General features: G+C 63.2%; 19 protein-coding genes. 8 read left to right on the top strand and 11 right to left on the bottom strand.

The window, feature by feature from the left end; translation table 11 throughout:
* Positions 1-9: 9 nt before the first annotated feature.
* From A3A9_RS0106055 to A3A9_RS0106045, 3 genes are all read right to left on the bottom strand, one after another.
* On the bottom strand, positions 10-765 hold the full coding sequence (locus A3A9_RS0106055) for a DUF4239 domain-containing protein (RefSeq protein WP_027057973.1): 756 nt from the start codon (positions 763-765) through the stop codon (positions 10-12).
* A 94-nt stretch (positions 766-859) separates the two neighbouring features.
* Positions 860-2,413 (bottom strand): trimethylamine methyltransferase family protein, encoded by a 1,554-nt coding sequence (locus A3A9_RS0106050; protein WP_027057972.1) that lies wholly within the window; start codon positions 2,411-2,413, stop codon positions 860-862.
* 12 nt (positions 2,414-2,425) lie between these two features.
* Complete coding sequence (locus A3A9_RS0106045) at positions 2,426-4,837, bottom strand: GcvT family protein (protein WP_027057971.1); 2,412 nt, start codon at positions 4,835-4,837, stop codon at positions 2,426-2,428.
* A 303-nt stretch (positions 4,838-5,140) separates the two neighbouring features.
* Between A3A9_RS0106045 and A3A9_RS0106040 the strand changes: the two genes are divergently transcribed.
* The gene (locus tag A3A9_RS0106040; protein ID WP_027057970.1) at positions 5,141-6,610 is read left to right on the top strand and encodes an esterase-like activity of phytase family protein; all 1,470 of its coding nucleotides are present in this window, start codon (positions 5,141-5,143) and stop codon (positions 6,608-6,610) included.
* Positions 6,611-6,669: 59 nt separating this feature from the next.
* Here the strand turns inward: A3A9_RS0106040 and A3A9_RS0106035 are convergent, their stop codons facing one another.
* Complete coding sequence (locus tag A3A9_RS0106035) at positions 6,670-7,461, bottom strand: L,D-transpeptidase (RefSeq protein WP_027057969.1); 792 nt, start codon at positions 7,459-7,461, stop codon at positions 6,670-6,672.
* A 207-nt stretch (positions 7,462-7,668) separates the two neighbouring features.
* On the opposite strand from A3A9_RS0106035, the gene A3A9_RS0106030 reads away from it, so the two are divergent.
* A complete protein-coding gene (locus tag A3A9_RS0106030; protein ID WP_027057968.1) occupies positions 7,669-9,141 on the top strand; it encodes an MATE family efflux transporter in 1,473 nt (490 codons plus the stop codon).
* 71 nt (positions 9,142-9,212) lie between these two features.
* The gene (locus A3A9_RS0106025; RefSeq protein WP_027057967.1) at positions 9,213-9,788 is read left to right on the top strand and encodes a TMEM175 family protein; all 576 of its coding nucleotides are present in this window, start codon (positions 9,213-9,215) and stop codon (positions 9,786-9,788) included.
* A 61-nt stretch (positions 9,789-9,849) separates the two neighbouring features.
* Here A3A9_RS0106025 and A3A9_RS0106020 read toward each other — a convergent pair whose 3' ends face one another.
* Positions 9,850-10,152, bottom strand: a complete 303-nt coding sequence (locus A3A9_RS0106020) for a hypothetical protein (RefSeq protein WP_027057966.1) — start codon at positions 10,150-10,152, stop codon at positions 9,850-9,852.
* Positions 10,153-10,355: 203 nt separating this feature from the next.
* Between A3A9_RS0106020 and A3A9_RS0106015 the strand changes: the two genes are divergently transcribed.
* A complete protein-coding gene (locus tag A3A9_RS0106015; protein ID WP_027057965.1) occupies positions 10,356-11,222 on the top strand; it encodes an SDR family NAD(P)-dependent oxidoreductase in 867 nt (288 codons plus the stop codon).
* Positions 11,223-11,340: 118 nt separating this feature from the next.
* On the opposite strand, the gene A3A9_RS0106010 is transcribed toward A3A9_RS0106015, so the two are convergent.
* Positions 11,341-11,778, bottom strand: a complete 438-nt coding sequence (locus A3A9_RS0106010) for a low affinity iron permease family protein (RefSeq protein WP_027057964.1) — start codon at positions 11,776-11,778, stop codon at positions 11,341-11,343.
* A 261-nt stretch (positions 11,779-12,039) separates the two neighbouring features.
* On the opposite strand from A3A9_RS0106010, the gene A3A9_RS0106005 reads away from it, so the two are divergent.
* On the top strand, positions 12,040-13,311 hold the full coding sequence (locus A3A9_RS0106005) for a hypothetical protein (protein ID WP_027057963.1): 1,272 nt from the start codon (positions 12,040-12,042) through the stop codon (positions 13,309-13,311).
* Positions 13,312-13,444: 133 nt separating this feature from the next.
* Here the strand turns inward: A3A9_RS0106005 and A3A9_RS0106000 are convergent, their stop codons facing one another.
* From A3A9_RS0106000 to A3A9_RS0105990, 3 genes are all read right to left on the bottom strand, one after another.
* Entirely contained in the window at positions 13,445-13,735 is a 291-nt protein-coding gene (locus A3A9_RS0106000; protein WP_027057962.1) for a hypothetical protein, read from the bottom strand.
* Between the two features lie 248 nt (positions 13,736-13,983).
* Positions 13,984-14,625 (bottom strand): DapH/DapD/GlmU-related protein, encoded by a 642-nt coding sequence (locus A3A9_RS0105995; RefSeq protein WP_027057961.1) that lies wholly within the window; start codon positions 14,623-14,625, stop codon positions 13,984-13,986.
* A gap of 84 nt (positions 14,626-14,709) precedes the next feature.
* Positions 14,710-15,186, bottom strand: coding sequence for a CreA family protein (locus A3A9_RS0105990; protein WP_051370782.1), 477 nt, complete (start codon positions 15,184-15,186; stop codon positions 14,710-14,712).
* Positions 15,187-15,386: 200 nt separating this feature from the next.
* Between A3A9_RS0105990 and A3A9_RS38360 the strand changes: the two genes are divergently transcribed.
* The 3 genes from A3A9_RS38360 to A3A9_RS0105970 all read left to right on the top strand — a co-directional run bounded on the left by A3A9_RS38360 (position 15,387) and on the right by A3A9_RS0105970 (position 19,074).
* Positions 15,387-16,004: an SCO family protein gene (locus A3A9_RS38360; protein WP_051370780.1), complete on the top strand. Its 618-nt coding sequence runs from the start codon at positions 15,387-15,389 to the stop codon at positions 16,002-16,004.
* Between the two features lie 31 nt (positions 16,005-16,035).
* Positions 16,036-16,908, top strand: a complete 873-nt coding sequence (locus A3A9_RS0105980; protein WP_027057959.1) for a 50S ribosomal protein L11 methyltransferase — start codon at positions 16,036-16,038, stop codon at positions 16,906-16,908.
* Between the two features lie 321 nt (positions 16,909-17,229).
* Positions 17,230-19,074: an aminopeptidase P family protein gene (locus A3A9_RS0105970; RefSeq protein ID WP_033838361.1), complete on the top strand. Its 1,845-nt coding sequence runs from the start codon at positions 17,230-17,232 to the stop codon at positions 19,072-19,074.
* Between the two features lie 96 nt (positions 19,075-19,170).
* Here A3A9_RS0105970 and A3A9_RS0105965 read toward each other — a convergent pair whose 3' ends face one another.
* The gene (locus A3A9_RS0105965; protein WP_027057957.1) at positions 19,171-19,467 is read right to left on the bottom strand and encodes an AzlD family protein; all 297 of its coding nucleotides are present in this window, start codon (positions 19,465-19,467) and stop codon (positions 19,171-19,173) included.
* Positions 19,464-20,192 carry an AzlC family ABC transporter permease gene (locus A3A9_RS0105960; protein ID WP_027057956.1) on the bottom strand — a complete coding sequence of 243 codons (729 nt, stop codon included), beginning with the start codon at positions 20,190-20,192 and terminating at the stop codon, positions 19,464-19,466. Before A3A9_RS0105960 ends, A3A9_RS0105965 begins: the two co-directional genes overlap by 4 nt.
* Positions 20,193-20,264 lie beyond the last annotated feature (72 nt).

Below are 20,264 nucleotides of genomic sequence, written 5' to 3'. Positions count from 1 at the left end.
GGTTCCGCATCATCGCTGCAATTCCACCAACGCCCTCTCAAGTGGCGCCGGCGAAATCTGGATCGGGCCGGAGAACGGCACGTCCATGTCGAGGATCAGATAGAGTGCGCCTGCAATCAGCACCGCCGAAACGACGAAGGTCGAGACGGTGATCGCATTGCGTGGTGCGCGGAACCCGAAACTGGCGAAGATCAACCCCAGCCATGCCACCAGCATCACGATCAACGGCCCGGGGATCGCGCCTTCCGACTGCTCGATCAGCGCCCAGCGCAGTTCCAGAATTTTCTGCAGGCGTTGACGTGCATCCTGCAACAGCAGGCCACGTGCCGCGTCGGGCGGTGTCAGTGCGTTGAGCTGAATGCCGATCTCCGTCAACAGATGTTCGGACAGATGGTTGGCGACGACCGGTTGTTCCGCGGTTTGCGACCACTGGGTCGCCACCCTTTGCACATAGGCAATCAGCGGTTGGCGGGCTGCGTCGGCCTCGGGACCATATTGGCGCAATGTCCTGTCGAGTAGGATCATCTCCGTCGCATAGGCATGCACATTGTGATCGATCGATTCGAAAGTGTTCTTGGTCGAGTTGATCATCAGGCCGAGCACCAGCGAGGTCATGACGCCGAACAGATTGGCGGCGAGCCGCACGACATTGTTGGTATCGTCGTCGCGATGTCTGGCCGGCAGCCTCGGCCAGATTGCCATGCTTGCCAGCGGAGCGACCACCAGGCACAGGAAAATCACCACTGCGATCAAGGCTTCGCGCATGCCGCTCATTTCTGCACGGTATGCGCCGATTGCCAATGGCCAAGCGCCCTGCCGAAAGTGAAAGTTCGGGCGTGGTCCCGGTCGCCAGTTTCCCTTAAGACACGGGCGCGGCGCCCCCTTCTTCGGTACGCTTCGCGATGAATTCGTCGAGCACGCCTGATGTCGCCACGGCCGACGCGGGCGGCTCGAAATCGGCGACCGCGCGCCGCCAGACACCGGTGGCGCGCTCGCTCGCCGTCTTCGAGCCGCTTTGCGTCCAATTGCCGAAATTCGACCAGTCGGCCACCAGCGGTTCGTAGAAGGCGGTACGATAGCGCGTCATGGTATGGCCGGCCGAGAAGAAATGGCCACCCGGCTGCACTTCCGCGATCGCCTCGAAGCCGATGGAATCGTCGTCTCCGGGTGTGGCGGCGCACAGCTCGGCGACGGTCTGCAGCGCCTCGATGTCGGTGATCAGCTTCTCGAAGGAGACGCTCAAGCCCCCTTCCAGCCAGCCGGCGGCGTGGATGCACATCGTCGCCCCGGCCAGCACCGAACCCCACAGCGCGAACTGCGTTTCGTGCGCTGCCTGCGCGTCCGAGATGTTTGCCGCACTGCCGCCGCCCGACCGCCAGGGCAGTCCGGTGAAGCGCGCCAACTGGCCGGCGCCCAGCGTCGCCTTGACATGCTCCGGCGTGCCAAAGGCCGGCGCCCCGGATTTCATGTCGACATTGGAGGAGAAGGAGCCGTAGACGACCGGCGCGCCGGGCCGCACGATCTGCGCCAGCGTCAGCCCCGCCAGCGCCTCGGCATGCTGCAGTGCCAGCGCTCCGGCCACCGTGATCGGCGCCATAGCCCCCGCCAGGCAGAACGGCGTGATGACGGAGACCTGGCCGGCCCGCGCGAAATCGATGATGCCTTGCGCCATCGGAATGTCGAGCTGGCGCGGCGAGTTGGTGTTGATGACGGTGTAGCAATGGGCGTTCGCCAGGAACTCGTCCTGCGACAGTCCGCGCGCCAGCCGGATCATCTCAAAACCGTCCTCGACCTGCGGCGTGCCCCGCGCGAAGACGAAGGGGAACTTGTCGGACAGCGTCAACTGCGCGCGGTTGACGGCATAGTGGCGAAAGCGGTTGTCGACGTCCTGCGGCTCGATGCAGGGGCCAAGCATGTGCAGCACGTCGAAATGCTGCACCAGCCGCAGCAGATCCTCGAAATCGGCCAGCGTGCCGGGCCTCCGGCCGCGCTCGAGATCGGTGACGTTGGGCGCCCCGCATCCGGCGAGGAAGGTCATCGATCCGAGTTCCAATGTCAGGTCGCGGGAACGGTCGCCGGCTTGCGCTTGGATCGACTTCGGCGCCGAGGCCAGTGCCGCCGCCACCATGTCGCGGCCGATGCGCACCATGTCGGTATCCGGGTCGACGAGCGCGCCGGCGCTGGCGAAATATTCGCGCGCCTGCGGCAGCAGCACCTTGATACCGAGCTCTTCCAGCACGCGCAGCGCCGTGTCGTGGATCGCGGCGACCCGATCGTCCGAAAAGATCGGCTGCGGCAGGAAAGGGTTCTTCAGCGACCGGTAATTGGGCCGCCGGCTGCTTTCGCTGCCGGCATCGCCTGTGCGTCCACGCCGGCGTTCGCGCCTGCTGTCCCGTGCTGCGTCATCGACCATCGAAAATCCTCCTCATTGCCGCATCGCCTTGCCCGAGGGATCGTAGGGCGAAGCCGCGATGACCCGTGCCGGCCGCTCGACGCCGACAATGTGCACCGAAAGTGCGGTCCCCTCCTCGGCAAAATCGCCGTCTACCAACGCCAGCGCGACGCTCTTGCCGATCGTGTAGCCAAATCCGCCGGAGGTGACGAAACCGACGCGCCGGCCCTCATGCCAGACCGGCTCGAAGCCGCTGGCGTCGGCATCGACGGCGTCGATCTCCAGTGTCACGATCCGCTGCGCCGCACCGGCGTTGCGCTCCTTCAGCGCCGCCTTCCGGCCAACGAAATCGCCCTTGTCGAAGGCGATGAAGCGATCAAGGCCAGTCTGGCCTGGCGTGTAGCCCTGCGTGAATTCGCGCGACCAGATGCCGAAGCTTTTCTCCAGCCGCAGCGCGTTGAGTGCGTAGTAGCCGATCTCGGCCAGGCCAAGATCCTCGCCGGCGGCAAGCAGTGTGTCGCGCAGTGTGGCATGCATGGTTACGGGGCAGCTGATTTCGAAGCCGAGCTCGCCAGCGATGGAGAGGCGGGCAACCCGGGCGCGCACCATGCCAATGTCGAACGCGCCGCAGGCCATGAACGGCAGCGCCGCGCTGGAGACGTCCTGATGTGTCGTACGCTCCAGGATTTTCCGCGCGTTCGGCCCGGTCAGAAGGAAGCCGCTCATGGCGTCGGAAATGTCAGTGACCGTGACGCCCTCTCCCGCCTGGCTTTCGAACCAGCGCATGTGGAATTCCCTGAGGTAGTAGGAACCCATGAGCCAATAGTCACTGCTGCCCCAGTTGATCACGGTGAGGTCGCCTTTCAGCCGCCCGTCTGGCCCAAGCATCGGCGCCAGCCGCGCCTGTCCCGCTTTCGGCAGCTTGCAGGCAAGCAGTTGGTCGAGCCATGCCTCGGCGCCTAGCCCCGACACCGCGTAGCGTGAATAGGCCGAGATATCGACAAGACCGGCAGCGCGCCGGACCTGCAGCGCCTCATCGCCGACGATGTCGAAGGCGTTGGAACGCTTGAGCGTGGTGTTCTCGCGAAACCCCATCGGCGCGAAATAGGCCGGGATTTCCAGTCCCCACGACGCCGTCCATTCGCAACCCGCGGCACTCATGCCGTCATAGGCGCCGGGGCGTTTCAACGGCCTGCCCGCGGGCAGCCGCTCATTGGGAAAGGTCATGACGAAACGGCGCGAATAGAACTGGCGCGTCGTCTGCTTGAGATATTCGCGGTTGGCGGCGAAGGCACCGTAGCGGGCAATGTCCATGCCGAAGATGTCGGCCTGCGGCTCGCCGTAAATCATCCATTCGGCCAGCGATTTTCCGACGCCGCCGCCCTGGCTGAAGCCGGCCATGACGCCACAGGCGACCCAGTAGTTTTTCAAGCCGCGCACCGGTCCGACGATCGGGTTGCCGTCAGGGGTAAAGGTGAAGGCGCCGTTGACCCATTTGCGGATGCCGGCCGTCGCCAGGCAGGGAAAGCGCTCATGCGCCTTGGCGAGTTCCGGACTGATGCGGTCGATGTCTTCCGGGATCAGCTCGATGCCGTAGTCCCATGGCGCGCCGTCCATGTTCCAATGCTTCGGGTTCTGCTCGTAGACACCGAGCAGCACGCCCTTGCGCTCTTGCCTGAGATACGAGAACCCATCCAGATCGACGGCGATGCCGATCTCCCGGTCGAGTGCCGCGATCTCCGGAATGTCCTCGGTGATGAAATAATGGTGCTCCATCGGCGTCACCGGCAGGTCGACGCCAGCCATGCGGCCGAGCTGCTTTGCCCACAACCCGCCGGCGTTGACGACATGCTCGGCGACGATGGTGCCCTGTTCGGTGACGACGTCCCAATGGCCGTCCGCGCGCGCCTTCAGCTCGACCACGCGATTGCGCAGGATCACGTCAGCACCGCGCTTCTTCGCGGCGCCCGCATAGGCGTGCGTGGTGCCGTACGGGTCGAGATGGCCTTCGTTGGAATCATGCAGGCCGCCGAGCACGCCGGTGACATCGACGATCGGGCAGATTTCCTTGATCTCGTCGGGTGTCACCAACCGCGCGGTCTCGATGCCGACCGACTGGAACACCGCCCAGGCCGATTTCAGCCACTCCCAGCGCGCCGGATCGCTGGCGACGTTGACGCCGCCGGTCATGTGCAGGCCGATGTTCTGGCCGGATTCAGCCTCGATCTCGCGGTAGAGATTGATGGTGTAATCCTGCAGCGCCGCGACATTGGGATCGGCGTTGAGCGCATGGAAACCGGCCGCCGCATGCCAGGTCGAACCTGCCGTCAATTCGGCGCGCTCGATCAGCGCCACGTCAGACCAGCCGAACCGCGTCAGATGGTAGAGCACCGAGGCGCCGACCACGCCACCTCCGATAACCACTGCGCGGTAGTGCGACTTCAAGGCTTCCCTCCCCGGTCTGTCAGAAGCCGGACCATATACGCACTGGACATAAGTGTCTAGTGATGCGCAAACACACCCCGCCTGGCCGTACCGATACGCGGCGGGATGATCGGTTCTTTCGCTTGGGCACACGTTTTTGCCGGAGCGCGAAGAAGCGGCGGCCATGTACAGCGCACTGTCACGCAAGCATCATGTTCGCGCCTTAGACCGCTTTTGGGAGGCGCGCGGCATCATCGATGTACCGCCTCTTTCAGCTTCTCGTCTTTCGGCCGCCCCGGCACATTTGTCACAAGAGGATTGCCCATGAAACACCTTTACCGAACGGCGTCGCTCGGCGTGGCGCTTGCCTTGTTCACCGCCTTGACACCCGCGCTCGCCGACAGCACCGCGACCGTCGGCGCCGTTGTCAACAAGGGCCTGGTTGGCGTCGGCCGCATCCCGGCCGCGCAGCGCGACAAGTTCGGCGAGACGTTCGGCTCAGGCTCGGGCATGGCCATTGACACCGCTGGCTGGACGCATGATGCCGGCACCTACAAGGGTTCGCTCTGGCTGCTGCCGGATCGCGGCTACAACGTCGCCGGCACCATCGACTACCGGGCGCGCGTCAACACGATCGGCATCGAGTTCACCCCGGCAGCACCGGGCGCCGCTGGCCAGGAGCAGACGGGCGTCAAGGCGACGCTTGCCGATACCTTGCTGCTTACCGACGACAAGGGCGCCGATACGACCGGCCTCGATCCGCTGTCGGATGTGCGCGCAGCAAGCGGCGACATGCCGATGCTGCCAGTCGCCACCAACGGCAAACTCGCTCTCGACAATGAAGCAATTGTGCGCCTGCCCGACGCCTCGATGTTCATTTCCGACGAATATGGCCCCAACATCTACCACTTCTCCGCCGAGGGCCGCCTGCTGTCAGCGACCCAGCCGCCTGCAGCGCTGGTGCCGATGCGCAAGGGCAAGCCGAACTTCTCATCGGACAACCCCGGCCCGGGGGCGGCCGAGCCCGATCCGAAGGATCCCGACACCGGCCGCCAGAACAACCAGGGCCTGGAAGGCATGGCAATGACGCCGGACGGCAAGTTCCTGATCGCCGTGCTGCAGTCGGCGACCAGGCAGGATGGCGGCGATTCCGGTTCGACGCGGCAGAACACCAGGGCGCTGGTCTATGACGCCTCCGACCTCACCCATCTCAAGCTCGCGCATGAATACGTCGTGCCCCTGCCGGTGTTCAAGGATGCCAAGGGCAAGACCAAGATCGCCGCGCAAAGCGAGACCGTGGCGCTGTCGGACACGTCGTTCCTGATGCTGGCGCGCGACAGCGGCAACCGCCAGGGCCTGAAGGGCGACACTTCGCTGCTGCGCCAGATCTTCGTCGTCGACGTTTCGGCCGCGACCGACATTGCCGGCGGCGCCTTCGATGCCGCCGACAAGCCGGTCGCTCCCAAGGGCGTGCTCGATCCGTCGGTGACGCCGGCCAAGCTGACGCCGTTCATCGACATCAACGACAATGCGCAGCTCAACCGCTTCGGCCTGCACAATGGCGCACCGAACGACCACAACAATCTCTCGGAGAAGTGGGAGGCGATGTCGCTGGCCAGCGTGCTCGATCCGAAGCTGCCCGACGACTATTTCCTGTTCGTCGCCAATGACAACGACTTCCTCGCCCAGGACGGTTTCCAGGTCGGCGTCCCTTACAAGGCCGATGACGGCGCCAATGTCGACACCATGTTCCTGGTCTATCAGGTCATGCTTCCCGGCCTCGCCAAGAAGTAACGATCACCGCAGCGGGCGCGCATCGCGCGTCCGCCTGAGTTATCCCCGATCGTGAAAGCCTATTTCAAGAACTCCGCGTCCTTCGGCACGCCCGCATCGATCGGCTCGGCGGTCCTGCTCGACACCGCCATGATCTTGCCGGCAGCCGACAAATTGGGCCGCACGAAGACTGGTGCGGGGCCGTTGACGCGACTGTAGAGGTCGATGATGTCCTGGTTCATGAAGCGCACACAGCCCGACGAGGCGTTCTTGCCGATGGAATCCCACTCCGGCGTGCCGTGCAGCCGGTACATCGTGTCCTTGCCGTCGCGGAACAGATAGAGCGCGCGGGCGCCGAGCGGGCTCTGCGGGCCGGGCGGCATGCCGTCCTTGAATTTCGCCAGCTCCGGCCGGCGCTTGATCATTTCCGGCGGCGGCGTCCACACCGGCCACTTCTTCCGCGCCTGGATCACGGCGCTGCCGGTCCATCCGAAGCCGGCCTTGCCCAGGCTGACGCCGTAACGGATAGCTTTGCCGCCATCGCGCACCAGATAGAGGAAGTGCTCGGAGACATCAACGACAATGGTGCCTGGCTTTTCGCCGGTCGGGTCGGCCACGATCTGGCGCACGTACTTCGGATCGAGCTTGGCGACCGGGATGGCCGGCAGCTGAAAGCCCTCGTCGGTGCGCGCGGTATACATGGTTGCGGTATCGCCGAGCGCCGGCTCGGGCGGCGCCGCGACCACTGGCGGCGCCGGCGTCACGTCGGTCGTGGTGCACCCCGAAACAGCCAGCGCGGCCGCACCCAAAGCGGATGCACCCAGGAACACGCGCCGATTCAGACGCTCGGAAAACAACGGAATTTCGGACATGAACCCCCCGGTCTATTTGTCAGATCTGGTACGGAATGCGGCCCCAAGCGGACGATCAATATCCCATTCCGGACGCTTTGAGAACATGGCTGGATCAATACAGGCCGGAAGGCCTTGGCCCATCTTCACGACACCGCATCGACCTGTCCCGTTGAATCGGCGATGATGGCGGACCGGATCCAGATCACTTTTGCCGAGTTGCCCGTCATGACCGAAAAAATGCCCGCGCGCCGGCGCACCGCCGACCTGACAAGCGGCCCGATCCCGCGCACGCTGCTGCTGTTTGCCTTGCCGGTGCTCGGCTCCAATGTACTGCAGTCGCTCAACGGGTCGATCAATGCCGTCTGGGTCGGCCGCTTCCTCGGTGAATCGGCGCTGACGGCCACCTCCAACGCCAATCTCGTGCTGTTCCTGATCCTGGGCACCGTGTTCGGTATCGGCATGGCGGCTACCATCCTGGTGGCGCAGTCGGTTGGCGCCCGCGACCTGCCCGAGGCGCGCCGAATCGTCGGCACCAGCGCCACCTTCTTCTTCCTGATCTCGATCATTTTCGCCGTCTGCGGCTGGATCTGGGTCGACGCGATCCTCAACACGCTCGGCACTCCGACCGACGCCTTGCCGCTGGCGCGCTCCTATCTGCGCATCATCTTCATCGCCGTGCCGATGATGAATCTTCTGTCCTTCGTCATGACCGTGCTGCGCGGTGCGGGTGATTCGCGAACGCCCTTCATCTTCATGGCGCTGGCTGTTGTCCTCGACATCATCCTCAACCCCCTGCTCATCCGCGGCATCGGACCGTTCCCCGAACTGGGCATCGCCGGTTCAGCGACCTCGACGCTGATCGGCCAGACGGTGAGCGTCATCGCCATCCTGGTCGTGCTCTATGTCAGCAAGCATCCGCTGCGGCTGGCAGGCGCCAACCTCGCGCTGCTGCGCCCCGATCCGGCCTTGCTGCGCATCATCGTCTTCAAGGGGGTGCCGATGGGCCTGCAGATGATCGTCATCTCTGCGGCGGCCCTGACAGTGATGGGCATCGTCAATGCCTATGGCTCCCAGGTCGCAGCGGCCTACGGCATTGCCGCGCAGCTATGGACCTACATCCAGATGCCGGCGCTCGCTATTGGCGCGGCGGTGTCGTCGATGGCAGCGCAGAATGTCGGGGCCAAGCGTTGGGACCGGATCGGCCGCATCGCAGCCTCCGGCGTCGGCTTCAACCTTGTCCTGACCGGCGCCCTGGTCGCGCTGCTGTGGCTGTTCGACCGCTCGATCCTCAGCCTGTTCCTGAGCAGCGACAGCGCGGCAATCAATATCGCAGCCCACATCAACACGGTGGCGTCGTGGTCGTTCATCCTGTTCGGCATCACCATCGTGCTGTTCGCCACCGTGCGCGCCACAGGGGCAGTGATGCCGCCGCTCATCATCCTGGTGATCTCGGTGCTGGTCGTGCGCACCGGCTTTGCCTATTTCATGCGCGGCGTATTGGGCGTCGAGGCGCTGTGGTGGAGTTTTCCGGCCGGTTCGATCACGTCGCTGGTGCTGGCCGCGGCCTATTACCGCTTCGGCCACTGGCGCACCATGCACATGATAGAGGACAGGCCGGCCGCCGGCGAGCCGCCAGACACCGGGCTTGGCGTGCCGCGTGGGCGCGCCAACATGGCGCCGGAAACGCCGAACGGTTGAGAACCGACCTCGAGGCCTTCCCCGATGCCGTTCGGCTCATCTAGACTGGCAACGTAACGGCAGGGGGCTCCATGGGCAAAGGCAGGGTCGAGGCATTCACCGACGGCGTGGTGGCCATCATCATCACCATCATGGTGCTGGACCTGAAAGTGCCGGAGGGCGAGGATTTTTCGGCACTGCTGCCGCAATGGCCGATCTTCCTATGTTATGTGCTCTCGTTCATCAATGTCGGCATCTACTGGAACAACCTGCACAACATGTTCCACACCGTTCAACGGGTCGACGGTCGCGTCCTTTGGGCCAACCTGCATCTGTTGTTCTGGCTGTCCTTGATGCCGGTAACGACCGCTTTCATGGGCGAGAACCATTTCGCCACGGTTCCGGTCGCGGTCTATGGCGTCGACCTCGCGCTTTGCGCGACGGCCTATGCCATCCTGGTCACCGCGCTGCATCGCCTGCATGGCCAGGACACCGCCTTTGCCAAGGCAGTTGGCAGTGACCGCAAGGGCCGGCTTTCGCTCGTCGCCTATATAGCGGCAATCGCGCTGACCTTCCTCAATCGCTGGATTGGTGTCGGTATCTATGTGGCTGTCGCTCTGGTCTGGCTGATCCCCGACACCCGCTTTTCGCGTGTTCTCGAAAAGTAGCTCATTCGTCCGGTGCAATTCCCAAGGGAAAGCGCTTTGCGCCTTTCCCGGGAAAACCGCTTCACACTTTTCCTGAATTGCTTTGATCGCGTATCGCTTTCAGCTTTTCCGCCACCGAAGCGGCAAGGTCGGCGTAGCGTTCTTCCAGCCGTTCGGCTGTCTTGATGATCGGGAAATCATGGCCGAACTTCTCCAGCGCCATGCGCAGTTTCTCGACGAACTCGGCCTGTTTTTCCAGCGCGGAGAACAGCGTCTTGACCTGGGCTTCACTGATATCGGGGTTGGCCAGCATCTGCGGCACCTCGCGCCCCATCTGGTCGCCGGTGGCGGTCTGCTCCTTCAAAATTGCAACCCAGTCCGTCAATCGAAAATCTCCATTTGCCCGGGCAAAAGTCACCTTTTGCCCCAGGCTAAAATCTCTTCTGCCTTTGGCAAAAACCTCTTTTGCCAAAGGCAACATGCGCAGTCGCGGCCCGATGGGTCAACCCGAACGCGTGCTGACGCGGACTTGCGCAAGCCAGTTCCAGCGCTAAGTTCGGCGCCATCGAGAAAAGGATCCCGCTGCTCATGATCACCGACGCCGAAATTCAGACCGCCCTGCCCGCGCTTATTAAGGGCAGCACCGCCGTCATCACCGGCGCCGCCAGCGGCATTGGTTTGGCGGCAGCCAAGCGGCTTGCGTTGATGGGCATGAAGATCGTGCTCGCCGACATTGGCGGCGCCCGCCTTGACGATGCCTCCCGCGCCGTCTCGGCCATTGCCGGCGACGATGCCGTTCTTGCCGTTGCCTCGGATGTGTCGAAGGCCGACGAGGTCGATCGTCTCGCCGATCGGGCATTCGGCGCCTTCGGCGAGGTCTCGCTCTTGATGAACAACGCCGGCGTCGGCGACAACCCCGGCAAGCCCTGGGAAAACCGTGACGCCTGGAAGCGGCTGCTCGACATCAATTTCTGGGGTGTCGCGCATGGCGTCGAAGCCTTCGCGCCACGCATGCTGGCGTCGGCGAAGCCGGGCCTGATCGTCAACACCGGTTCCAAGCAAGGCATCACCACACCGCCCGGCAATCTTGCCTACAATGTCTCCAAGGCCGGAGTTAAGACATTCACCGAGGGCCTGGCGCATGCACTGCGCAACGAGCCCGGCGCCCACCTGTCGGCACATCTGCTCATCCCCGGCTTCACCTATACCGGTCTCACCGAAGGCGCGACCGAGAAACCCGCCGGCGCCTGGACCGGCGAACAGGTCGTTGATTTCATGCTGGAATCGCTGGTCAGGGGCGACTTCTACATCCTGTGCCCGGACAATGACGTGGCGCGGCCGCTGGACGAGAAACGCATGGCCTGGGCGATCGGCGACATCATCGCAAACCGTCCCGCTCTGTCGCGCTGGCATCCAGACTACAAGGAACCTTTCGCGGCCTTCATAGGACAGTGAGCATCATCTCGAAAACTTCGAGCCTGCCTCGAGGATAGGAACGGGTTTTCGAACCAGGTCATGCTCAAACAAGAACAGGCATGACCCTGAGGTTGATTTATCGTTCAATCTGAGGCGCTTACGCGGCGTTCTTTTTTGGCGGACGCTTCTGCGCCACGACCTTTTTCGCGGCCATGGTGGCGATCTTCTCATCATGCCGCTGGTCATGCCGCTTCGCCGCCCGCTCGCACTTGTCGCGGATTTCCTCGACCTCGGACTCTGTCAGGTGCTCGATGCCGATGAAATGGTTGTGGCCCTCGCTGACCCGGATCAGTTCATCGAGCTTGGCCTGGATCGCGGCGCCGTCGCGGTTCTGGGTGTTCTGGATGAGGAACACCATCAGGAAAGTGATGATGGTCGTGCCGGTGTTGATCACCAGTTGCCAGGTGTCGGAGAAGGAGAAGAGCGGCCCGCTCACCGCCCAGACGACGACGATCAGACAGCAGGCGGCAAATGTCAGCGGCAGGCCGGTTATATGGGCCACCCAGTTGGCGATCCTGGTGAAAACCTTTTCCATCTGTCGAGATCCTCAATGGCTGCCGCGATGAGAAACAAACAGCACCCATTCCAGGTTCCCGCCGGCAACAAATTCATCAGGCGCAATTGAATACACGCAGAACGCGTATCTGACAGAAAACACACCTTATCGGTTTAATGGCATGGTAACCGTGCAGGCAAGAGAGCCTGTTCCTTCCGCTTCACAGCGGTTTACCTCCAGCCCCTTCCGCTGCGCCACCCCCGCATGGCGGAAGGGGTTTCAGTCCGGAGTGCGCGGAGCATGGTTTCCCGAAAGCGCCGACCGGCACACAGACAGACGGTCGCTCCACTTTCCCGCAGCTTGCTCGCCAGCGCAGCTCTCGGCCTGCTGATGTCCTGCGCGGCGGTAACGGCCAGGGCCGAGTCCACGACCGTACCGGCAGCCGAGCCGACAACCGACCCGGCGGCGGCACCCTCGACCGATCCCACGATCACCGGCAGTCTCGAACGGCACTTCACCAACAACGCGCTGGACAGCGACCGCAATGTCTCTGACTGGTACTCGCAGCTGCGCGGCACGCTGCAAAAGCAGTGGGGCGACAACGACGCCTACGCGAAGGTCAATGCGGACTTCCAGGTCTCGCATTACGACAAGACCTCGATCGAAGATGACCGCACAATGGGAGTGTCGGGCGAGGCGTTCCGCCGGCTGGCGCCGGGTCTCGAACTGAAGGGAACGCTGAGCTACCGCGTCTCCAGCACCGGCGACAATCTGGACATAGGTCCGCTGACGCTGGGAACACGCGAGGCCAAGCAGGTCTTCGCCGCCCAGACGCAGCTCGGCATCGACCTCGGCAATGCGACATCGCTGATTCTCGAAGCCGCCGACAGCTTCGAGAAGCTCGGCGCGACGCATTTCCAGGATGACCTGATCCTGCCGGCGAAGCTGCACGCCAACCGCAACCTCTTCCAACTCGCGTCGAGGATCACCCACACTGTCGGCCAGTTCGCCTTTGGCGCATCCGCATCGGCGCTTTTCGCCAGCGTCGAACAGATCGGCTTTCCGCCGCTGTTCCTGTCGTTCAACGCCTATACACTGCGCGCCGAAGCCGCCTACAAGGCCGCTGACGGCTCGACGCTCGGCGTAGCGCTGGGCGCGGAGTTCCTGCGCGGTGCCAACGACATCTACCAGCGCTGGCGCCCGACCTGGCAGGTCACCTTCAGCAAACCCCTGCCGCGCGGCTTCGAATTGCGCGGCACCTATTTCGGCCGCTACGAGACGTCCAACACCGACGACCCGCTGGCCTCATGGCTGCAGCGCGCGGAGCTGGAACTCGGCATGAAGGTGCGCGAGAACCTGGGCGTCGCATCCGGCATCTTCTATGAGATCAAGGACAATCTGCTCTACGAGAACCAGGAGCGCCGTGACGGCATTTATGCCGAGGCGACATATGACGGGACCAAGTCGCTGAGCTTCGTGTTTCGGGTCGACGTTTCCCGCACAATCAAGACGGTGATCGACGACCGCGAGCACACCGTTGATGCATTCGTCGCGGTGCGCGCCAAGATCTGACATCGTCCTGCGCGCAAAACCGGATTTTTGGCCGGATTTCTGGCTTGTTTTCTTCTCGGGAACAAACCAGCGAGGCAGGAGGGTGTACGAGACCCTCCTGCCCCCGACAGGGGATTACCCCTGACTTTACTGCTTAGTGATGGCCGCCCAGCTTGTAGCTGTTGCCGCCCAGGACGTTGACGCCGATACCGGAGAGAACGCCGGTAAGGACGTTGGTCTTGTTGCCGTCGAGAATGCCCGAAACGACATTGCCGCTCAGGATGTTGTTGCCATTCAGGACTCCATTCAATGCGTTCACCTGGCCGAGGCCGATGGACGGCGACACGTTGATCAGGCTACCACCACCTCCCCAGCCGCCGGCATAGGCGCCGACAGTCGAGAAAGAAACCATTGCAGCGGTGAGTACAAGTGCGAACTTCTTCATGACTTCTCTCCATTGTTGCTTACAGTGTTTCCTTCGACTTCTTACGACTTACCCCTATGTCGATTAGTGCATTTCGCGAAAAGTCTTGCAACCATGGAGTGCTTAATTTGGTCGTTGCAATCCGTTTTCCAATTTTTAACTTTAATATTTTACGTTAAGAAAATTGGTTACCGTCAGAGCCTCTCCCCCAACGGAATGCGCGCCGCTTCGAACGACGGGAAGCGAGTGGAACGAGTGTGGATGCTGGCTTAAACGGCGTCGTTTTCCCAGCGATCGAGGAAGGCCTCGATCGGCATTGCCTGGATGTCGGGAACCGCCCTGGCGAGTTTTTCGACCGGCCAGTCCCACCAGGCGAGCGCTTCGATCCGCGCCGCGATGTCAGGCGCAAACCGAGGCCTGAGCGGCTTTGCCGGCACGCCGACGACGATCGTGTAGGATGGTACATCCTGCGTCACAACCGCGTTGGCGCCGATGACCGCACCATTGCCGATCGTGATGCCAGGCATGATCACCGCGCCATGGCCGACCCAGACGTCATGGCCGATGGTCACGGCGTTCGACTGCCGCCGTTCGCGGAATGCCGCATCGACACCCAGCCAGCGAAAATACTCGTTCGGCCGATAGCTGACCTTGTGTTGGGTCAGCCTTTCGATCGGATGCTCCAGCGCATTGATGCGGCTGTTGGCGGCGATCGAGCAGAATTTGCCGATGCTCGTATAGATCGCCTCTGAATGGCGCTCGAAATAGGAGAAGTCGCCGACGCTCACCTCGCGCAACACCACCCGCTCGCCGATCGAGGCGTAGCGGCCGAGCTTGCACGCTTTCAGCTCCGCGGTCGGATGGATGCGCGGCTCGGGATCTTTCAGGACGAGGTTTTCGGAACGGTCCATGCGGGCGGCTTTACCCCCGAGCGATTGGTCCCGCAAGCGGGACCAATCGTCCGTCAGCTCCGTTCCGGGAAAGAGTCGACCCGCTTATTTCGGCTTGCCCTTGCTCCACACCACGTTCTGGCCGTAGAGCGGCACTGTCGTGACCGACATCTTGGCCGAGCCGTTCTGCACCTGGCGTGAGTGCGAGAGATAGATCAGCGTTTCGTTGGTCTTGTCGTAGATGCGGTTCACCACCTGCTTTTTCCAGATCAGGCTGATGCCTTGCTTGAACACTTCCTCGCCGCCCTCGCTCATGTCGATGTCGCCGATGGTGATCGGGCCGGTCTGACGGCAGGAGATCGAGGAATCGGAGGGATCCTCGAACCAGTTGCCCTTGTGCAGGCGATCGATGACGCTGCGGTCGAAATAGGAGACATGGCAGGTCACGCCATCCACCTTCGGATCCTTGATCGCTTCGACGATGATGTCATTGCCGACCCAGTCGACGCCAACCTTGCCGACTTCCTCGGCAACCGCGCCACCGGCGCCAAGCACAACGCACGCGGCCAACGCGCCACCCATAAATTTCAGCAAAGGAGCCTCCTGCGGTTCGAGTTGCCGGTCTCAGGTGGGACGAATTGCCCGGCTTTGCAAGCAGATGCGTCAACACCACCGCGGTTGCGGCAACGCGGCACTTTGCCTGCGCAGGGTCGAACCGCTAAGAGTGTCGCTCCGGCGCGGCATCGAGCCGGCGCGATGATTTCTGCAGACGGACCTTTCTGATGATGCGTTCTATCCTGGTCGGCATTCTCGTTTTGATGGTGGCCGGCATCGGCTGGCTGACCTTTGACTTCTATCGCGGCCATTATGGCGGCGAACCGTTCGGCGCGCCCTTCACCCTCGTCGACCAGAAAGGCGCACCGATCACCGAAGCCGCCTTCAGGGGACAGCCCAGCGTCGTCTTCTTCGGCTTCACCCATTGCCCCGAAGTCTGCCCGACCACGCTGTTCGAGCTCTCCGGCTGGCTGAAGACGCTCGGCGACGACGGCAAGACCTTGCACGCCTATTTCGTCTCCGTTGACCCGGAGCGCGACACGCCGGCGGTGATGAACACCTATGTCAGCAATTTTTCCGACCGCATCACCGGCATTACGGGTGACCCGGACAAGGTCCACGCCATGGCCAAGGCGTTCGGCATCTACTGGAAGAAGGTCGACACCGGCGACGGCGACTACACGATGGACCACACCGCCTCGGTGCTGCTGCTCAATGGCAAGGGCGACTTTGCCGGCACGATCGCCTATGGCGAAAGCGCGGATACGGCGGTCGCCAAACTGAAGCGGTTGGCAAAAGGCGAGAGCGGAAATGTGAAAACGCCTTGGTGGAAGAGGTGGTCCTGAGACACCTCATGCCCAGACAAGGCCGCATCGCATGACCCAGACCAGGCTCTATTTCACCACGGGAAAGACCGAGGCTGAGCGCGTCTTCGCAGCGCTGGAAACGGCCTTCGAGGATGAAGGCCTGCCGATCGCCGTGATCGAGGTCGACGAGGACCAGGATATCCACGAAGTCTCGCTTTACACCGACGGCGACGTCGATGCCGTCGAGGCGCGGATGAAGGACATTCTCGCCGGCCTCGCGTTGGCGAAGCCGATCGGGCGCGAGGCACTGCCTGACATCGACTGGGTGGTGCACTCGCTGGAAGGGTTGAAGCCGGTGCGCGCCGGCCGCTTCTTCGTCCATGGCGGACATGACCGCAGGAAGCGCCACAGCGGCGAACTCGCCATTGAGATCGAGGCTGGCCTTGCCTTCGGCACCGGCCATCACGGCACCACATCAGGCTGCCTGGAAATGCTGGAGAAAGTGGTGCGGCGCGAGCATCCGCGCAATGCGCTCGACCTCGGCACCGGCAGCGCCGTGCTGGCGATCGCCGTTGCCAAACTCGCGCGTATCCCGGTGCTCGCCACCGACATCGATCCGGTGGCGGTGCGGGTCGCTGCCGCCAATGCGCGGCTCAACCACGTCAAGGCGCTGATCGAAACAGTGACAGCGCCGGGCTTCCACCACCCGATCTTCGGTAAGCGCGCGCCCTTCGATCTCATCGTCGCCAACATATTGGCGCGGCCGCTGATGCGGCTGGCGCCGCAAATGGCCGGGCATATCGCGCTTGGCGGCTCGATCGTGCTGTCAGGCATTCTCGAGCGCCAGCGTGACGCCGTCATCTCGGCCTATGTCGGCCAGAATTTTCGGCACGTGCGCACTCTGCACCGCGAGGGCTGGGTGACGATCCACCTCAAGCACTGAGACCGGCAAGGCAACTGCCGATCCTCGCCTGTCCAATTCCTAGAATTTGATGCCCAGATTGGCCTTGAAGCCGTTGTCGAAGGCCAAACTTTCCGGCATAGGACAGGCCAAGCGTGGCGTTCCGCGCCAGCTGCACGTCGAAGCCGGCTTCGACAAGCATGGCGTCGCTGAGAGAAGTCGAAAACGTCCCTTCACGTGACTGCTGGACCAAGCTCAGTTGGTTGTCAGTCAAGTGACGCTGTAGCAGGTTGCGCCGGCTGGAAATCGATTCCGATTTTCGAGCCCATACGCTACGGTCGCGCGACGACAAGGAGGCCCATCATGTTCCAGACCTTCGATTCCGCCGGCGACCCGGCTGTCGGCAAGCCACGTGTGGCGCTGTTACGCCAATGGCTGGCCGCCAATGGCCTCGATGGTTTCATCGTTCCGCGCGCCGACGAACACCAGGGCGAATATGTCGCCGACCGTTCGGCACGGCTGAAATGGCTGACCGGCTTCAGCGGTTCGGCCGGTGTCGCCATCGTGCTGCGCGACCGCGCCTTCGTCTTTGTCGACGGGCGCTACACGCTGCAGGTGCGGGGCGAGGTCGATCTCGACATCTTTTCGATCGAAAGCCTGGTCGACAACCCGCCCGCTGTCTGGCTGAAAGACAATATCGGCAAGGGCGCGCGGCTCGGCTTCGATCCCTGGCTGCACACGCTCAGCGAGGTCAAGGCGCTGCAGGCCGCGGCCGACAAGACCGGCGCCGTGCTGGTGCCACTCGACAGGAATCCGATCGACATCATCTGGAAGGATCAACCGGAGGCGCCGGTGGCCCCGGTCGAACTGCACCCGATCGGCTTTGCGGGCGAGCTCGCCAAGGACAAGCTGGCCCGGCTGGCGGCAGCGATCGGCAAGGACGGCGCCACTCATGCGGTGCTGACCGACCCCTCCTCCATCGCCTGGGCCTTCAACATCCGTGGCGGCGACGTGCCGCACACGCCGCTGGCGCTTGGCTTTGCCATCCTCGCCGCCGATGGATCGCACCAGCTGTTCATGGACAAGCGCAAATTCTCGCGCCAGGTCGCGGCCTATCTCACCCAGCTTGCCGATCTGCACGAGCCCGGCGAATTCGAGGCGGCGATCGTAGCCCTCGCCAAGAGCGGCGCGAAGATCGCGCTCGACCCGGTGCTGGCGGCCGACAGGCTGCGCATGCTGGTCGAGGACAATGGCGGCACGTTGATTGCCGCGCCAGATCCTGCCCGCATCCCGCGCGCCACCAAGAACCAGGCCGAAATCAACGGCTCGCGCGCCGCGCATCGCCGGGACGGTGCGGCGGTGGCCAAGCTTTTGTGCTGGCTGGAGCGCCAGAAACCCGGCTCGCTCGACGAGATCGCGGTCGTCACCAGGCTGGAAGAGAGCCGCCGGCAGACCGGCGAGGAAACGCAGATGCCGCTGCGCGACGTCTCCTTCGACACCATTTCCGGCGCCGGCCCGAACGGTGCCATCATGCATTACCGCGTGTCGCGCGCCACCAGCCGCAAGCTGCAGGCCGGCGAGCTGTTCCTACTCGATTCCGGCGCGCAGTATCAGGACGGCACCACCGACATCACCCGCACCGTGCCGATCGGAGAGCCGACACAGGAGATGCGCGAGCGCTTCACGCTGGTGCTGAAAGGCATGATCGGCATTTCGACGCTGCGCTTTCCCGCCGGCACGCGCGGCTCGGAGATCGACGCCGTCGCCCGCATGGCGCTGTGGAAGCATGGCTGCGACTTCGCCCATGGCACCGGCCATGGTGTCGGCTCCTATCTCGCCGTGCATGAAGGCCCACAGCGCATCGCCCGCACCGGTACCGAAAAGCTGCTCGAAGGCATGATGCTGTCCAACGAGCCGGGCTATTACAAGGAAGGTTCTTATGGCATCCGCATCGAGAACCTCATCCTGGTGACGCCGGCCGGACATATCGAAGGCGGCGACATCGCCATGCATGCATTCGAGACGCTGACGCTGGCGCCGATTGACGTCAGGCTGGTGCGCACCGACCTCTTGAACCGAGATGAATTGCAGTGGCTCGACCAATACCATGCAAGGGTACTGGCCGAGATCGGACCGATGCTTGATGGCGAAACGCTGGCCTGGCTGGAAAAGGCGACGGCGCCATTGCCTCACGACTCGAAGATTTGAAGTGAGCCTCTTTCTCCCCGTCACTATACGGGGAGAAATGCCCGGCAGGGCAATGGGGGGCGGCGCCAACGTTCGAAACGATCGCGCCGGAAAAACTTACCCCACGAACTGCCGCGCAAGGATCAACACCGCTGCTCCGGCCAAGAACATCGCCATCAGCCCGCCACGCAGCGACACCACCGCAGTCACCACCAGCGCCGCCCATTCCGCCGGCCCGGCATTGAGCAGTTCCGGCGCCACCAGCGTCGTCAGCACGGCCGCTGGCACGGCGTTGAGGCCGGCCTCGACGCGCGGATGGATGTTGTCGAAGCGCGAGATCACCAGGTGTCCGCCGATGCGTGTCAGATAGGTGGCGATCGCGCCAGCGATGATGATCCAGAATGTCGTGCTCATGGCCTTGTCTCCACGCCGCTATGATGCGGCGGCAGGATGACGGCGAGCAGCACGCCGGCGATGGCGCCGATCGAGACATGCCAGGGCGAACCCACCGTCTTGTAGGCGACGATGGAGACAGCGGCGCTGGCAAGCACCACCGGCAGCCACAGCGGCCGCTTGCGGAAGCCAAGCACCAGGCCAAGAAAATAGATCGGCAGCAGGAAATCGATGCCCAGCGCGTGCGTGTCGGGGATGAGCTTGCCGAACACCGCGCCAAGCGCGCTTTCGATCACCCAGAATATGTAGACCGGCAGGCCGAGCCCCAGATACCAAGCGAAGCCGACGGTCTGGCCGGTGTTCGCCCTCGCCTCTGCAACCGCGAATTGCGGATCGGTGAGGATGAAGTAGCCAAGCGCCTGCTGGATGACAGGCCAATGCGCGATGCGCCGGCCGATGCCGGCGGAATAGAGCACATGGCGGAAATTGACGGCGAAGATCGACAGCACGATCAGCCAGGGCGCGACATGCTGGCCGAACAGCTGGATGCCGACCATCTGGCTGGCGCCGCCATAGATCAGAGCGCTCATCAGGAAGGCTTCGAGGACCGAGAAGCCATTGTCGACGGCAAGCGCGCCGAACAGCACCGCGAACGGCGCCGACGCCACCACGACAGGCATGGAGAGCCGCACACCCTGCCAGAAATCGCTGGCCAAAGAATTTTCGGTCAAGGTCTCAGCAGACATATCCCGTTCCCAAGTTGCGCTGTTATGTAGGGGCGAGCGGTTGGAAAGTCAGACGAATTCGCTTGAGCCAAC

This window comes from Mesorhizobium loti CJ3sym (assembly GCF_000472785.1).
GTDB lineage: Bacteria > Pseudomonadota > Alphaproteobacteria > Rhizobiales > Rhizobiaceae > Mesorhizobium > Mesorhizobium loti_E.
The sequence above is the reverse complement of the archived record's forward strand: the minus strand, read 5'-3'. Positions and strand labels throughout refer to the sequence as shown.

What these genes read in the sequence shown, in the direction of transcription:
- A3A9_RS0105965 (WP_027057957.1), bottom strand. Translation starts at nt 19,467, where the DNA reads ATGAGCACGACATTCTGGATCATCATCGCTGGCGCGATCGCCACCTAT.
- A3A9_RS0106055 (WP_027057973.1), bottom strand. Translation starts at nt 765, where the DNA reads ATGCGCGAAGCCTTGATCGCAGTGGTGATTTTCCTGTGCCTGGTGGTC.
- A3A9_RS0106035 (WP_027057969.1), bottom strand. Translation starts at nt 7,461, where the DNA reads ATGTCCGAAATTCCGTTGTTTTCCGAGCGTCTGAATCGGCGCGTGTTC.
- A3A9_RS0106040 (WP_027057970.1), top strand. Translation starts at nt 5,141, where the DNA reads ATGAAACACCTTTACCGAACGGCGTCGCTCGGCGTGGCGCTTGCCTTG.
- A3A9_RS0106005 (WP_027057963.1), top strand. Translation starts at nt 12,040, where the DNA reads ATGGTTTCCCGAAAGCGCCGACCGGCACACAGACAGACGGTCGCTCCA.
- A3A9_RS0106030 (WP_027057968.1), top strand. Translation starts at nt 7,669, where the DNA reads ATGACCGAAAAAATGCCCGCGCGCCGGCGCACCGCCGACCTGACAAGC.
- A3A9_RS0106050 (WP_027057972.1), bottom strand. Translation starts at nt 2,413, where the DNA reads ATGGTCGATGACGCAGCACGGGACAGCAGGCGCGAACGCCGGCGTGGA.
- A3A9_RS0105970 (WP_033838361.1), top strand. Translation starts at nt 17,230, where the DNA reads ATGTTCCAGACCTTCGATTCCGCCGGCGACCCGGCTGTCGGCAAGCCA.
- A3A9_RS0105990 (WP_051370782.1), bottom strand. Translation starts at nt 15,186, where the DNA reads ATGGGTGGCGCGTTGGCCGCGTGCGTTGTGCTTGGCGCCGGTGGCGCG.
- A3A9_RS38360 (WP_051370780.1), top strand. Translation starts at nt 15,387, where the DNA reads ATGATGCGTTCTATCCTGGTCGGCATTCTCGTTTTGATGGTGGCCGGC.
- A3A9_RS0106025 (WP_027057967.1), top strand. Translation starts at nt 9,213, where the DNA reads ATGGGCAAAGGCAGGGTCGAGGCATTCACCGACGGCGTGGTGGCCATC.
- A3A9_RS0106015 (WP_027057965.1), top strand. Translation starts at nt 10,356, where the DNA reads ATGATCACCGACGCCGAAATTCAGACCGCCCTGCCCGCGCTTATTAAG.
- A3A9_RS0105995 (WP_027057961.1), bottom strand. Translation starts at nt 14,625, where the DNA reads ATGGACCGTTCCGAAAACCTCGTCCTGAAAGATCCCGAGCCGCGCATC.
- A3A9_RS0105980 (WP_027057959.1), top strand. Translation starts at nt 16,036, where the DNA reads ATGACCCAGACCAGGCTCTATTTCACCACGGGAAAGACCGAGGCTGAG.
- A3A9_RS0106010 (WP_027057964.1), bottom strand. Translation starts at nt 11,778, where the DNA reads ATGGAAAAGGTTTTCACCAGGATCGCCAACTGGGTGGCCCATATAACC.
- A3A9_RS0105960 (WP_027057956.1), bottom strand. Translation starts at nt 20,192, where the DNA reads ATGTCTGCTGAGACCTTGACCGAAAATTCTTTGGCCAGCGATTTCTGG.
- A3A9_RS0106000 (WP_027057962.1), bottom strand. Translation starts at nt 13,735, where the DNA reads ATGAAGAAGTTCGCACTTGTACTCACCGCTGCAATGGTTTCTTTCTCG.